Source organism: Deinococcus sp. QL22 (genome assembly GCF_023370075.1).
Lineage (GTDB): Bacteria > Deinococcota > Deinococci > Deinococcales > Deinococcaceae > Deinococcus.
In genome coordinates, this window is the sequence record NZ_CP097149.1 from 1,403,163 (window position 1) to 1,417,268 (window position 14,106).

Consider the following 14,106-nt stretch of genomic DNA (forward strand, 5'->3'; position numbering starts at 1 on the left):
GATAGGCTGTACCATCAAGTGACCGCGAATGCATTATTTTTAACACTTCTAAACTATTTGACAGAAGAATAGGTGCCATTTTCCTGTTCTTCTGTCCGAACAACGTGATTGAATCGGAGGACTGCTCTGGCCACAGAGGATCGCCTGGGGCAAAACGCCGGACAGTCTCCGCGCCCGTGTTCTAGGCTGGGGCCATGACTTCCCCGCTGCACCTGCTGCTCGCCCGTACCCTCACGCTCGATCCTGCCCAACCTCATGCCGGAGCCGTGCTGGTGGGCGGCGGGCGAGTGCTGGCCGTAGGCACTGCCGAGGAAGTGCAGGCTCTTGCTCCCCGTGCCGAGCGTCACGATCACCGCGACCTGCTGCTGACGCCGGGGCTGGCCGACGCGCATATCCACCTCGTCGGCTACGGCTTTTCCCTGTCCCAAGTGGGGCTGCACGGCGCACGCAGCGTGTCGGAGGTGTTGGCGCGGGTGGCGCAGCGGGCCATGAACACACCCCACGGCACCTGGATTCGCGGCGGCGGCTTTCTGATGAACGAACTGGGCCTGAACGAGTACCCCAGCGCCGCCATGCTAGATGAAGTCAGCCCACACCATCCGGTGTTGCTGTACTCGCGCGATCTGCATTCGGCGTGGGCCAATTCGCTGGCGTTGCGGTTGGCCGGAATCTCGGACACCACGCCCGATCCAGAGGGCGGAAAAATCGTGCGGCCCCTCGGTACCTTGCTGGAAAGTGCCACCGATCTGGTCGCGGGCGTCATTCCGGCCCCCAGTGAGGCGCAGTATCTAGCGGCTGCCCGTGCTGGAGCCAATGACCTCGCCTCGCGCGGCTATGTCAGCGCCCACACGATGGCCTTCGAATCGTCCGAAGCGCCCCGCGCCCTGCAAACCCTCGCCTCACGTGGAGAATTGCCGCTGCGGGTCTGGGCCAGCCTGCCGCACGAGCGCCTGCATCTGGCCCGTGAGTTGGGCCTCGCGCTCAATCCGGGTGGCCTGTTTCAGTGGGGCGGCGTCAAGTTTTTTGCCGATGGCGCACTGGGCAGCCGCACCGCCTGGCTGCACGCGCCGGGGTTTGCTGATGGCAGCGGCACCGGTATTCCGCTGGACTCTCCCGAACTGATCCGCGAACTGGGCGCCCAGGCCATCGCGCTGGGCCTCACGCCTGTCACGCACGCCATTGGAGACCGGGCCAATACCGAGGTGCTGGACGCCTACGACAGCCTGCGCGAGGCAGCCAAGGCACGCGGGATACGCCTCAGAATCGAACACGCCCAACATCTGCGGCCCGCCGACATTCCCCGGTTTGCCGGACTGACGGCCAGCGTTCAGCCCATGCACCTTCAGGGCGACGGCAGCATGATTCGCCAACTGTTGCCGCACTTGGAGCAGGGAACCTATGCCTTCCGTGCTCTGCGGGATGCCGGAGCAGTGCTGGCTTTTGGCAGCGACGCCCCCGTGACCCCGCCCGACTACCGCGCCAACTTTGCCGCCGCCATCAGCCGGGTAGACGATGAAGGTGGCCGCGTGGCCCCGCAGGAGGCGCTGACTGAACTGGAGGTGCTGCACGCCCATACACGCGGCCCGGCGCTGGCCGCAGGTTGGGAAGATGAGGGCATCATTCGCCCCGGCGCACGGGCAGCGTTTACGTTGTGGGACAGGCTGGGCGGGAATGCTCGGGCGATGGTTTTCTAGAATCGGAGCTTAAAGGTAAGACGAGAGGGGGAGCGTGTACAAGAACTGTCTGTGCACGCTCCCCCTCTCCCCACCTTTGGTTCTACTCTTCCTCGTCTTCCGGCAGATCGGCATTGGAATACACGTTCTGCACGTCGTCCAGGTCTTCCAACGCTTCCATCAGCACCATCAGTTTGCGGGCGTCGTCACCGGCGACGGCCACCGTGTTGCTGGGAATCATGGTCATCTGGGCGCTTTCCACGGGGAAGCCAGCGGCGGTCAGGCCGTCCTGCACAGCGTACAGATCGGCTGGGGCGGCGGTAATTTCCAGGCCATCCTCACTCTCTATAAAGTCCTCCGCGCCGTGTTCTATCGCGGCTTCCTGCGCGGCTTCCGAGGCGTCGGGCACCAGCAGCACGCCTTTTTTCTCAAATTGCCAGGCCACGCTGCCGCTGTTGCCCATGCTGCCGCCCTTTTTGGTAAACACGCTGCGGACTTCGGCCACCGTGCGGTTCACGTTGTCGGTCAGGGCCTCAATGAAAATGGCGGTTCCGCCGGGGCCATAGCCCTCATAGTTCACTTCTTTGTACTCCGCTGCGCCCTCGCCCGCGCCCAACGCCCGCTTGATGGCACTTTCGATGTTGTCCACGGGAACTGTGTCGGTTTTGGCCGCCGCGATGCAGTTTTTCAGGCTGAGGTTGCCCGCCGGATCGCCGCTGCCGCCCGAACGCACCGCCGCTGTGATGGCCCGCAGGTGCTTGCTGATCATGGCCGAACGCCGTTTGTCGTTGGCCCCCTTTTTTCGCTTGATTTGCGACCATTTGCTGTGACCGGCCATGTTTCTGTCTCTCCTTAAGTTCGGCGCCTTCCTTGAGGTGGAAGGCGCACAACATTTTTCATTCTAAAGCAGCGGCCCAAAAGAGGGGCTGGAATGCCTGTTCCTCCACTACCTGTTGCCTGTGCGTTCTGTGCCTAAGCTTCTCCTGACCCCGAACGCCCCCCGTACACCAGCGCCCGCACCAGCCGTTCCAGTGGCCCCATGCCCCAGCGCCGCAGCACCCACGCACTCAGGGGCAACTGGGCCAGCCCCACCACCAACGCCAACCCCACCGCCGCTGCCGCGCCCCACTGTCCATATTGTGCGCCTGCGTAGGGATAATACACGGCGGTCATCACCAGACTTTGGGCGATGTAGTTACTCATGGCAACGCGCCCGCTGGCAGCAAAGGCTTTCCATCTGCCCAATCTGTCCTGCGCCGCCAACGTGCCCAGTATGCCCACGTACCCCAGCGCCAGCGCCAGCCCACCGCCCATTCTGACCGGAATCGCCAGCAGCCCGGAAGCGTAGTCGCCCCGCGTATTCAGCCACGCCAGCAAGATTCCCAGCGGCAAGCCCAGCCCCCAGCCCCACACGGTCAGGCGGCGCAGCAGCGGCAGATGCTCGTGCGGACGCAGCAGCAGGCCCGTGCGGTACGCGGCGGCTCCCAGGCAAAACAGCGCCACCAGCCAGGGCCCGTTGTAGATGCTCCCGCCGATCAGGTTGGTACTGAAATCGCCCGCCCGGTCTGCCAACACCTCCGGGTAGGTCATGCCGGGGGTAAAGTTCTGGAGGTTCGCGAATCGCCCCAAACGCGTCTCGGACACGGTGGCTGCCGTCCACTCCAGCAGGCCCAGCCCCAGCCACCACGCCCCCAGTGCCCCGGCCACCAGCACCAGCGTCGGCGCAGTCAGCCTCGCCGTCAGCAGCAGGGCGGCAGCCAGCAGCGCGTAATTGGCAATGATGTCGCCGTGCCAGATGAAGATGAAGTGCACTGTACCCAGCATCAGTAAGACCGCGTGCCTCAGCAAAAACGTGCCCACACCCTGCCGCGCCAGCAGCCCCGCCGCACCCCAGCCGAACAGCATGGCAAACAAGCTTATAGAGCGTCCGTTGGCAAAAATGTCGGTCAGCACTTGCACCACGCGGTCTAGGCCACCCTGCGTCCAGACCTGGAACCCGGCGAAGTCCTGCACATTCACGATCAGGATGCCCAGCAGGGCCAGCCCACGCAACACATCGGGCAGCGGCGAGCGGTGGCGCACCGGGCCGCGTTCGGGGGGCGCTTCAGCTTCTGAAAGCGCGGCGCCGTGTAGGCCTCCGGGCCGCACATCTGGCAGTTGATCTAACGGGGCATCAGGCTGGGGCGGCAGCGCGGTCATGGGCGCAGGCTAGAGCATTTGGCGTGAGACGCCCCCCGGCAATTCACAGGAATTCAGGAAAAAAAAATCCGCCTTCTGGCGGCGGCTTGATTGACTTGACTGAACAAATAATAGCGCGGTATGCAGGGTAAGTCAAATTATGCAGGCGGATTCTTCCCTCTCCACCTTTGTCCGCCCGCTACACTGCCCGCATGAACCGCGAGCAAGCCTACGCCCTGATGCAGGAACACACGCCCTCCGAGTCGTTGCGGCGGCACATGCTGAACGTGGAAGCCGCCATGCGCTGGTATGCACGCCACTGGAACGAAGACGAAGACCTGTACGCCGTCACGGGCCTGTTGCACGACTTCGACTACGAACTGCGCCCAGAGACCCACCCGCAGTGGGGCGTGGACTACCTGAAGACCAATACCGATACGCCGGAAGCCGTGCTGGACGCCATCATGGGACACGCTGCCTACACAAATACGCCGCGCACGTCGCTGCTGTCGCGCACGCTGTTTGCCGTAGACGAATTGACGGGTTTGGTGCAGGCCGCTGCACTGGTGCGCCCAGACCGAGACGTGCGCGGCGTGGAATTGCCCAGCCTGAAAAAACGATTTAAGAACCGCGCTTTTGCGGGCGGCGTGAACCGTGATGAAGTGGTGCAAGGCGCAGAAGAATTGGGTGTAGACCTTGATCAGCACATGCAAAACGTGCTGAGTGCGATGCAGGATATGGCGCAGGCCGAAGCTGCCGCCGGCTAGACACAGCCTTGGCCTACCCATGTTCCGATGGAGAATGCCCGTTCTGTGAGACGGCATAGGCGGTCTGTGTTCTCATGCCCTTCCACATGTCGTGACTGCTGTTGTACTCAGCACTGGCGTTGCCTGTCAGGGCGTTGTCTATAAACCATGGCTCTCAACTCAGCTTTTTAGGCACCAACGGTGTGTCCCGCCGTTCCAATTGCTCCCTAATTGAAGAGCAGGCCAATCATCTGATAAGACGAGAGTTTGTCTGTCAAATTTTTCTCAAATACCGGTCTTTTGGCGCTGCCACGCTACATTCAGATTGTACAAACGCCACTTAAAGGCGGGCTTGGCCCTCATCTCAGCGTTTCTTTTGCAAGACAGGGCACACTCTGGTCATTCCTCACGCCGCACGGCGGAGAACATTCCCACTGCCCCGTCCCGGCGAGGCTGACCTAGGAGAACTCCCATGAACAAAACTCTGTTGACGCTCGCCCTGTTGTTTGCCGCCCCTACTGCCCTCGCCACCGCTCCTTCCTCTGCATACATTCAGGTGCAGGACGAGACCACCGAAGGAGTCGCCGAGGAAACGGGCGAAGCCATTGACAACGCTGCTGCCGAGACTGGCGAAGCCGTAGACGATGCTGCCGCTGCCACGGGCGAGGCCGTTGATGACGCCGCTGCTGCCACGGGCGAAGCTGTAGAAAATGTAGACACGAACCTCACCGGAGCCGACGAAGCCATTGACCCCAACGGCGACGGAGTGGTGGACGCCAACAACAACGGTACCGCAGACACCCGCGAGTTCCCCTGGGGTCTGCTGGGCTTGCTGGGCCTGTTCGGTCTGCTGGGCCGCAACCGCCCCGCCACCGTGACCACCACGACTGACCGCCGCTAACCTCTCGTTTTACCCCCCCCCAAAGGTTCCCCCAGCTTGCTCGGCTGGGGGCTTTTTCTGCTCTGAATCGGTCACCATTCTGAATTGGTCTTTACACTCTTGGTCTTTCGCTGAATTGGGAACGTGCTGCGGACTACGCTCCATTGCGCCTCAACCGTACATAGCACGACTTGCGGCTCTATCGTCGTCAACGGACTCGCAGGGGCAGGTCACTCCTGCATAATCCGGAGCCCCTCGCCTTTCCTTCTTGCTCTGCTGCCCAGCCTTGCCAGCCCGCTCGGATTTCAAGCCCACACGAGGGCACTTTCAGGTCGGTTCCCGAATGAGTCTGCTTGAAGCACCTGTCAACAGTATTGGCTTGTTGACCGAATGAAGTGCGTGAATTTCTGGAGGAGCTGGGAGAATGCAAGCGCCAGCATTCTTTCTGTGGCGCTGTTATTCAGGCCACTGCTCTAGGCACGGGGCGGGAACCGCACGAAGGTCATCCAGAAGTCCTCGAAAGCGCGGATGGCCGTCAGAAAATTATCGAAGCCGACAGGCTTGATCACGTAACCGCTGGCGTGGCGGGCATAGGAAGTCCGCACGTCGTCCTCGGCCTGACTGGTGGTGAGCATGACCACCGGAATGCTGCCCAACAGGGGATCGGCCTTGATTTCGGTCAGCACTTCCAGACCATTTTTACGCGGCATATTAATGTCCAGCAAAATCACGTCGGGGCGCGGGGCGTTGGCATGAATGCCTTCGCGGCGCAAGAAATTTAGCGCGTCCACGCCGTCGCGGGCCACATGCAGGCGGTTGGGCACGCGGGCGTCGGCAAAGGCTTCCTGGGTCAGCAAGATGTCGGGTTCGCTGTCCTCAACAAGCAAAATTTCTATGGTGACGTGCGTATTTAATGTGTTGGGTATATTCACAGGCTGGCTCACAGGGGCAATGCCGGTTGAGGAGGAGTTGGAATGGGGAAGGAGAGAGTGAGAATACTGCCAAATTGGTCAGGCGGGGGTAAGGTGACTTCCAGTGTGCCGCCGTGATGCTCGGCGATCTTGCGGCAGATGGCGAGGCCCATGCCGGTGCCGGGGTAAGCCTCCCTCCGGTGCAACCTTTGAAAAATAGCGAAAATTCGTTCGTGGTATTCGGTGCCAATTCCTATTCCGTTGTCTATCACCTGGATTCGCAGCATAGTGCCCTCTGGCCGCGCTATTACCCGGACATGTGGCGGCACGCCTTCCCGGTGAAATTTCAGGCCGTTGCCGATCAGGTTGGTGAACAACTGAACCAGCAGCGACGGATGTCCCAACACAGTGCCGGGCGTCTCCCACGTGAGGTGTCCGCCGGTCTCTCGCAGCGCCGCTTGTACGTTCTGCGCGGCTTCTTGAAGGACAGCGTCCAGCGAAACAGTGCGCGGCAGGGCGTCGCTGCGCCCGATCTGGGCAAAGCTGAGGAGGTCGCGGATCAGGCTTTGCATCCGGCCCACTGCTTCTTGCATAAAGACCAAGTACTGGTCGGCACGCGGGTCGAGTTGGCCCTGATAACGGCGCGAGAGCAGTTCGGCGTAGCTGCCCACCGTTCTCAGCGGCTCCTGAAGGTCGTGGCTGGCCACATAGGCAAACTGGGCCAACTCGCGGTTGCTGCGCTCCAGGTCGGCTATCGCGTCTTCTAGGGCGGCGCGGGCCGACTGGCGCTCAGTAATGTCCTGAAACATCACCACAGCTCCGGTCACGCTTCCCGCTTCGTCCTGGGTTGGCGTCACGATGTAAGCCACCGGAACCGCTTGTCCCTGCGCGTGCCAGAACACATCGGCTTCTACGCGCCGGGTTTGACCATCCTGAATGGTCTGCTGAATGGGGCACTGCGATGGGTCGTGCGGCGTGCCGTCGGCGTGATGATGGTGAAGCAGGGTGTGCTGGTCGGCTCCGATCAGGCGTTCGCGGCCATAGCCCAAAATCCGGGCCGCCTCCGGGTTGGCAAAAGTATTGCGCCCGCTCACATCTAGTCCCAAAATGCCCTCGCCCGCCGCGCTCAGCAGCAGCGTGGCAAAGCGCGTAATTTGGGCCAGTTCGTCGGTGCGCTCCTGCACGCGGGCTTCCAGAGTGGCGTTCAGGTCGCGCAGGCGTGCTTCGGCGGCCCGCACCGCACTGATATCCGAACTGGTGCCGACCCATTCACGCAACGTGCCGTCTGCATTTTTGACTGGAATGGCGCGGGCCTGCATGGTCACATACACGCCGTCTTTGCGGCGCACCCGGTACTCGTTTTCATACAGCCCCTGCCGCATCAGCGCCTCGCCCCACACCTCACCCGAAGGAACGATATCGTCGGGGTGCAGGGCGTTCATCCAGCCAGTTCCAGCCAGTTCCGCGTCGGTTTGCCCGGTAAATGCCGTCCAGTCAGGCTGAGGCGGGTGCAGCATGCCGTCGGGAGCCGACACCCACACGATTTGCGAGGTGGCCTCCACCAGCGACCGGAAGCGGGCCTCGGTGCCGTGGAGCTGCCCCCGCGTGCGCTGGGCGGCGGTAGCGTCACTAAATACGGTCAGCACACCGCCCTCCGGTAGCCACGCACTCGGCCCCTGCGGAAGCGCCGTAATGCTCAGCCAGCGCCACTCCTCTGATTCGCGCTGGACGGTGGCGGGCGTAAATACCCCCATCGGCACGTCGCGCAGGATTTCTCCGGTTTCCAGGCTGCGAATACTGGGGTGGGTATGGCCCGGAAAAGGCGAGCCGTCAGGATGTACCGCCTGCCAGCGCGGGTCAAGCGAGTCGCGGCCCGTCAATTGATCCAGCGTGAGGCCCAGAATTGTTTGCGCCGCAGTATTGGCATGCAAAATCCGGGCCTGACGATCTTGCACCGTCAGGCCCAGATTCAGGTTGTCCAGCAAATTGAGAGACGCGTCCAAAGGATTGGGCACAGGAGGATTGGGCACAGTGGCCCGCAAGTGCAGCAGCACGCCGCCGTCTTCGGGGCAGAGTTCTGAAGCGAGGCCAGTAGGGGAGAGCGTTGCCGTAAACGCCGCACCCTTGATGGTCAGCGGCAGGGCAATCGTTTCGCCCGCCTGTGCGCGGGGCAAGGCGTCGGCGAGAGCAGCGGTTTTATCGACAAGAGAAATCCAGTCTGAGAATTCGGCGTGCAGGCCAAGCTGTGGGCCAAACAATGCCTCAGCCGCCGCATTGGGCAGTGTGCCGCCTGAATGTAGCAGCAGCACCGGATCGGGTAGGGCAGCCAACAACCCCCCAGCGGGTACGTCAGACCAGGCCGGGGCCACGCTCACAGCGTCGGTGTTTACAGCATCAGTCATTGCTGCCGCCTCGCCCTTACCCTGTGCCCGGTCTGCTGTCATCTGGCCGCTCCCATCCAGAGAAGTTTAGCCGCGCAGGGCGTACCCAACGCCGCGCACGGTTCTCAGCAGCCCGTAACCGTCGAGGTCACGCAGTTTGGCCCGCAGGTTCGCCATATGCACGTCTACGACGTTGCTGCCTTCGGGCAGGCGGCCTTGCCAGATTTCTTGTCCAATCTCGTGGCGAGAGTACACCCGGCCCGGCTGACGGATCAGCAGCGCCAGAATGTCGAACTCTTTGGGCGACAGGCGCAGTTCTTCGGCCTTGTAGGTCACGAGGCGCTTCTGGGGATCGAGGGTCAGGTCGCCCATGCTCAAGCTCTCGCTGGTGCGCTGGCGCAGTTGCACCTTCACGCGGGCCAGCAATTCGTCGGGGTGAAAGGGCTTGATCAGGTAATCGTCGGCTCCGAGCCCCAGCAGCCGCACTTTCTCGTCCACGGTATCGCGGGCCGTGAGAACAATAATGGGCACGGCGCTGTTTTTGCGGAGGCGCTGAACCACATCGCCGCCGTCGAAATCGGGCAGACCCAGGTCCAGCAAGATCAGGTCGGGGTGATCCTCGCGGGCACGGATCAGGCCGTTCATGGCCGAATCTGCGTGATCGACGCCGTAGCCCGCGTCGGTTAAGTCCATTCGCAGGACATTTGCAATGTCGAGGTCGTCCTCGACCACCAGAATCCGTTGTACGCTCACGCCCCCATGATACGACTTCATGAACTTATATTCATGCGAGATGCGTCTGGTGCAATGAAATGAAGACTTTGTCACACAGTATAAAAGTTGCGGTCGAGGTTAATGCAGTCTGGATCGCGCCTCAGGACATCAGGACGGTTGGCCTGACAACAGGCCGAAATTTCTTAAAAAACTCATTTTTTGCGGAACCGCTCGTCTTTGATTAAAACAGCAGAACCGGAGTCTAGGGGCAGCGTCAAGAATCGACCGGACACCCCCAGCAGCCATGTGCTAGGTTAAGGGAACCGCGTTCTGGTCTGTTGTTGTGACCGAGCGACACAATTTGCAAGCCTTCTGTATCACCCTTGCTGGTTCAACACTGCTGCACCAACACTGCAAGATCAACACCGCCGCAATTTTAGGGCTGCGCCCCATGCGCCGCTGCACCATTCACAACATGGCCTACTCCTTCTCTTTTGAGGCCATTGGAGTCCACATGAACACCACAGACACCGACCTGTCCTCCGAGGCGCAAGTCTCGCCCACTCCCGAAACGCCCTACCTGGAAGTCATTCCTCTCGGCGGCATGGGCGAGATCGGCAAGAACATTTTTGCCTACCGCTACGGCGACGAAATTATGGTTGTCGATGGAGGCCTCGCCTTCCCCGATTCGCACCAGATGGGCATCGACCTGATTATTCCGCGCATCGATTACCTCCAGCAAAACGCCCACATGATCAAGGGCTGGATTTTGACGCACGGCCACGAAGACCACATCGGTGGCCTGCCCTACATTTTGCCTCGTTTGCCCCGCGTGCCGGTGTACGGCGGCGGACTGACCATGGGTCTGCTGCGCGAAAAACTCAGCGAATTCGGGATCAAGGACTCAGAAACCGACCTGCGCGAAGTCGGTATGAACGACAAGGTTCAGATCGGCACGCACTTTCACGTCGAATTTATCCGCATGACCCACTCCATTCCCGACAACGCCGGGTACATCCTGACCACGCCCGTGGGCCGCGTGCTGCACACCGGGGACTTCAAGCTCGACGAGCACCCCAGCGACGGCCTGCTCAGCGATTTGCCCCGGATAGAGCAGGCGGGCAAAGACGGCGTGCTGCTGCTGATCAGCGACTCCACCAACGCCGAGCGTCAGGGCCGCACGTCCAGTGAAGCCGACGTGTCCCGCGCCCTCGAAGAAGTGATCGCCGGGTGCAAGGGCCGCGTGTTCCTGACCACCTTCGCTTCGCAGGTGCACCGCATTCAGAACATCCTAAATATGGCCCACCGCCAGAGCCGCCGCGTGGTCATGGAAGGCCGCTCGATGCTGAAGTACGCGCAGGTCGCCAGCACGCTCGGCTACATGACGGCCCCCGACCCCTTTCTGACCAGTGAAGAAGTGGGCGGCCTGCAAGACCAGCAAGTGCTGTTCGTGTGTACCGGATCGCAGGGCCAGCCCATGAGCGTGCTGTCGCGCCTCGCCTTCGGCACGCACGCCAAGATTGCGCTCCGGCGCGGCGACAGCGTGATCCTCAGCAGCAACCCGATTCCCGGCAACGAAGAGGCCGTGAACCTCGTCATCAACAGGCTGTACGAAATCGGCGTGGACGTGTACTACCCGCCCAACCACAAGGTGCACGCGTCGGGTCACGGCAGTCAGGAAGAGTTGGCGCAGGTGCTGAATCTGGCCCGCCCCAAATACTTCCTGCCCTGGCACGGCGAGCCCCGCCACCAGATCAACCACGCCCGCCTGGCCCAGACCTTGCCGCGCCCGCCCAAGCGCACCCTGATCGCCAAAAACGGTGACGTGGTGCGCCTGGGCCCAGACGAATTCAAAGTCAGCGGCACTGTGCCCGCCGGAGCCGTGTACGTAGATGGCCTCGGCGTGGGCGACATCGGCGACGATGTGCTGCTCGACCGCGTGAACATGAGTCAGGAAGGCATTCTGATCATGACGGCGGTGCTGCACCCCGTGCCACACGTCGAAATCGTATCGCGCGGCTTCGTGCGGGCCAACCGGGAACTCGACAACCAGATTCGCCGCGTGGCCCTTGAAGCCATAGAAGAAGGCATGCGCGAGAAAAAGCGCCTCGAAGACGTGCGCGACGATATGTACGGCGCAGTCCGGCGCTTTGTGCGGAAGGTGACGGGGCGTAATCCCGTGCTTATTCCGATGATCGTGGATTGAGTGTTGGGCGTCTAGGCGCAACAGTCTAAGGGTCTAGGGTCAAAGGGTCTAAGGAAGGGCGGGAATGCCTTTGCTTGGGCCTTTTGCTTTGCTGGTGGTGTGGGGCGGGGCAGGAACGCTGCACTGCGAGTTCCGCAAGGGGTGAGGGCAACAGACAAGGGCTAAAAGCTATGGTGTTGCTCCCTCCCCCTTGACTGGCACAGCCCGAAGGGAGGGAGGAGGGGTGAGTGAGCGCCAGCAATTGCCCTTTCTTGGCCCCTTCGACCCTTAGACCCAGCCCCCCGTCACTCCACTACCCATCACCCTCCCCGCAGCCGACCCCCATCTGACACGCCCGGTCTTAACCCCCATTTTGCCCACGTTCCTTCCCCGAACCCGTGCGATAATGCGCCCCATGAGCGTGATTCCGTATGTGATTGAACAGACCGGGCGTGGCGAGCGGAGTTACGACATTTACTCCCGTTTGCTCAAAGACCGGATTATTTTCGTGGGCACCCCCATCGAGTCGCAGATGGCAAATTCCATCGTGGCTCAGCTGCTTCTCCTCGATTCGCAGAACCCTGAGCAAGAGATTCAGATGTACATCAACTGTCCCGGCGGCGAGGTGTACGCGGGTCTGGCGATCTACGACACCATGCGCTACATCAAGGCTCCCGTGAGCACCATCTGTGTGGGCATCGCCATGAGCATGGGCAGCGTCCTGCTGATGGGCGGCGACAAAGGCAAGCGCATGGCCCTGCCCAACAGCCGCATCATGATTCATCAGGGGTCAGCGGGCTTCCGGGGCAACACCCCTGACCTGGAAGTGCAGGCCAAAGAAGTGCTGCATCTGCGCGACAAACTGGTCAGCATTTACCACCGTCACACCGACCTGCCCCACGAGAAATTGATGCGTGACATGGAGCGCGACTACTTCATGTCGCCCGAAGAGGCCCTGAAATACGGCCTGATCGACACGGTGATCGAGCAGACGCGGCAAGTTGGAGATGTACAATGACCGGACGCACAGGGACAGGCAATACGGCGGGTTCTGGCCCCACCAGCGGGGATCGCTGCTCGTTTTGTGGGCGTCAGCACCCGCAGATTGCCCAATTGATCGAGGCTCCGGGTCGCGCCGCGTTCATTTGCAACGAGTGCACCGAGCGGGCACACGAACTGGTCAAGCAGAACAAGAAGGGCGGAAGCGAGTTCAGCCTCGACGAACTGCCCACGCCCCGCGAAATCAAGGCCTACCTCGATGAATTCGTGATTGGGCAGGATGAGGCCAAAAAAGCCCTCGCGGTGGCCGTGGTCAGCCATTACCAGCGCCTTGCCCATCCGGATGTGAACCTGCAAAAGAGCAACATCCTGCTGATCGGCCCCACTGGTACGGGTAAAACGCTGCTGGCCCAGTCTTTGGCCGAGATGCTGGAAGTGCCGTTTGCCATTGCCGACGCCACCACCCTCACCGAAGCCGGATACGTGGGCGACGACGTGGAAAACGTGATCGTGCGCCTGCTGCAAGCTGCCGAATACGACGTGGCCTCTGCCGAGCGCGGCATCATCTACATCGACGAAATCGACAAGATCGCCCGCAAATCGGAAGGTACTTCCATTACCCGCGACGTGTCGGGCGAAGGCGTGCAGCAGGCCCTCCTCAAAATTATTGAAGGCACGATTGCACAGGTTCCGCCGCAGGGTGGACGCAAGCACCCGCAGCAGGAATTGGTGCAGGTCAACACCAAAAACATCCTGTTTATCGTGGGCGGAGCTTTCGAGAGCATGGCCGACATTGCCCGCAGCCGAACCAACGTGCGGGCCGTGGGCTTCGGCGCAGAACATAAGGGCGAAGAAACCCATGAGCTGCGCTTCCTCCCCGAAGACTTGGTGAAGTTTGGCCTGATTCCAGAGTTCGTGGGCCGCCTGCCGTTGGTCGTGCAACTTCAAGACCTCGACGAAGAAGCCTTGGTTCGCATCCTGACCGAGCCTCAGGGCGCGATCGTGCAGCAGTATCAGGCCCTGTTCGGCTTTCAGGACGTGGATCTGAGCTTTACCGAAGCCGCCCTGCGCGAAGTGGCCCACCGTGCCAAAGAGCGCAAGACCGGAGCGCGTGGCCTGCGTGCCGTGTTGGAAAAAGCCATGACCGATCTGCTGTTCGAATTGCCCACCGAGGGCCTGACTGACCTGCGGTTCGATGCCACGCACATTGACGACCCCATGACCTTGCTTGAGTCTAAGGGACTCAAGAAGTCTGCCTAAACGCAATAGAGATTACAGCGCCGCCTCGCCCATGCCCGTATTCTTCGGGACATCGTGGGCGGGGTGTTCTGTAGTTCTCCGGCACCAAGTATGGTTCCGGTCAGACTCCCCGTATTAGACTCTTCCCCTCTCGACCTCCGGTGCACTCTCCGGATTGGTTTCCAATGAGGCCAGTTTTC

General features: G+C 61.4%; 11 protein-coding genes. 6 read left to right on the forward strand and 5 right to left on the reverse strand.

Going from position 1 to position 14,106, the window contains the following annotated elements; all coding sequences use genetic code 11:
* Positions 1-194: 194 nt before the first annotated feature.
* Positions 195-1,694 carry an amidohydrolase gene (locus M1R55_RS06830; RefSeq protein ID WP_249393931.1) on the forward strand — a complete coding sequence of 500 codons (1,500 nt, stop codon included), beginning with the start codon at positions 195-197 and terminating at the stop codon, positions 1,692-1,694.
* Positions 1,695-1,776: 82 nt separating this feature from the next.
* Here M1R55_RS06830 and M1R55_RS06835 read toward each other — a convergent pair whose 3' ends face one another.
* Both M1R55_RS06835 and M1R55_RS06840 read right to left on the reverse strand, forming a co-directional pair.
* The gene (locus M1R55_RS06835; RefSeq protein WP_249393932.1) at positions 1,777-2,511 is read right to left on the reverse strand and encodes a YebC/PmpR family DNA-binding transcriptional regulator; all 735 of its coding nucleotides are present in this window, start codon (positions 2,509-2,511) and stop codon (positions 1,777-1,779) included.
* Between the two features lie 134 nt (positions 2,512-2,645).
* Positions 2,646-3,872 (reverse strand): DUF418 domain-containing protein, encoded by a 1,227-nt coding sequence (locus M1R55_RS06840; RefSeq protein ID WP_249393933.1) that lies wholly within the window; start codon positions 3,870-3,872, stop codon positions 2,646-2,648.
* Between the two features lie 191 nt (positions 3,873-4,063).
* Here M1R55_RS06840 and M1R55_RS06845 point away from each other — a divergent pair, with 191 nt between their 5' ends.
* A complete protein-coding gene (locus M1R55_RS06845) occupies positions 4,064-4,618 on the forward strand; it encodes an HD domain-containing protein (RefSeq protein WP_249393934.1) in 555 nt (184 codons plus the stop codon).
* A 451-nt stretch (positions 4,619-5,069) separates the two neighbouring features.
* Entirely contained in the window at positions 5,070-5,498 is a 429-nt protein-coding gene (locus tag M1R55_RS06850; protein WP_249393935.1) for a hypothetical protein, read from the forward strand.
* A gap of 452 nt (positions 5,499-5,950) precedes the next feature.
* Here the strand turns inward: M1R55_RS06850 and M1R55_RS06855 are convergent, their stop codons facing one another.
* The 3 genes from M1R55_RS06855 to M1R55_RS06865 form a co-directional block, all read right to left on the reverse strand.
* Positions 5,951-6,409, reverse strand: a complete 459-nt coding sequence (locus M1R55_RS06855) for a response regulator (protein ID WP_249393936.1) — start codon at positions 6,407-6,409, stop codon at positions 5,951-5,953.
* Positions 6,410-6,417: 8 nt separating this feature from the next.
* The gene (locus M1R55_RS06860) at positions 6,418-8,790 is read right to left on the reverse strand and encodes a PAS domain-containing sensor histidine kinase (RefSeq protein WP_249393937.1); all 2,373 of its coding nucleotides are present in this window, start codon (positions 8,788-8,790) and stop codon (positions 6,418-6,420) included.
* A gap of 66 nt (positions 8,791-8,856) precedes the next feature.
* Positions 8,857-9,543 (reverse strand): response regulator transcription factor, encoded by a 687-nt coding sequence (locus M1R55_RS06865; RefSeq protein WP_371827170.1) that lies wholly within the window; start codon positions 9,541-9,543, stop codon positions 8,857-8,859.
* A gap of 544 nt (positions 9,544-10,087) precedes the next feature.
* Here M1R55_RS06865 and M1R55_RS06870 point away from each other — a divergent pair.
* From M1R55_RS06870 to clpX, 3 genes are all read left to right on the forward strand, one after another.
* On the forward strand, positions 10,088-11,689 hold the full coding sequence (locus M1R55_RS06870; RefSeq protein ID WP_240740835.1) for a ribonuclease J: 1,602 nt from the start codon (positions 10,088-10,090) through the stop codon (positions 11,687-11,689).
* A 385-nt stretch (positions 11,690-12,074) separates the two neighbouring features.
* Positions 12,075-12,686, forward strand: coding sequence for an ATP-dependent Clp protease proteolytic subunit (clpP, locus tag M1R55_RS06875; RefSeq protein WP_157451025.1), 612 nt, complete (start codon positions 12,075-12,077; stop codon positions 12,684-12,686).
* Complete coding sequence (clpX, locus tag M1R55_RS06880) at positions 12,683-13,927, forward strand: ATP-dependent Clp protease ATP-binding subunit ClpX (RefSeq protein WP_249393938.1); 1,245 nt, start codon at positions 12,683-12,685, stop codon at positions 13,925-13,927. The genes clpP and clpX overlap by 4 nt, the downstream gene beginning before the upstream one ends.
* Positions 13,928-14,106: the final 179 nt, after the last annotated feature.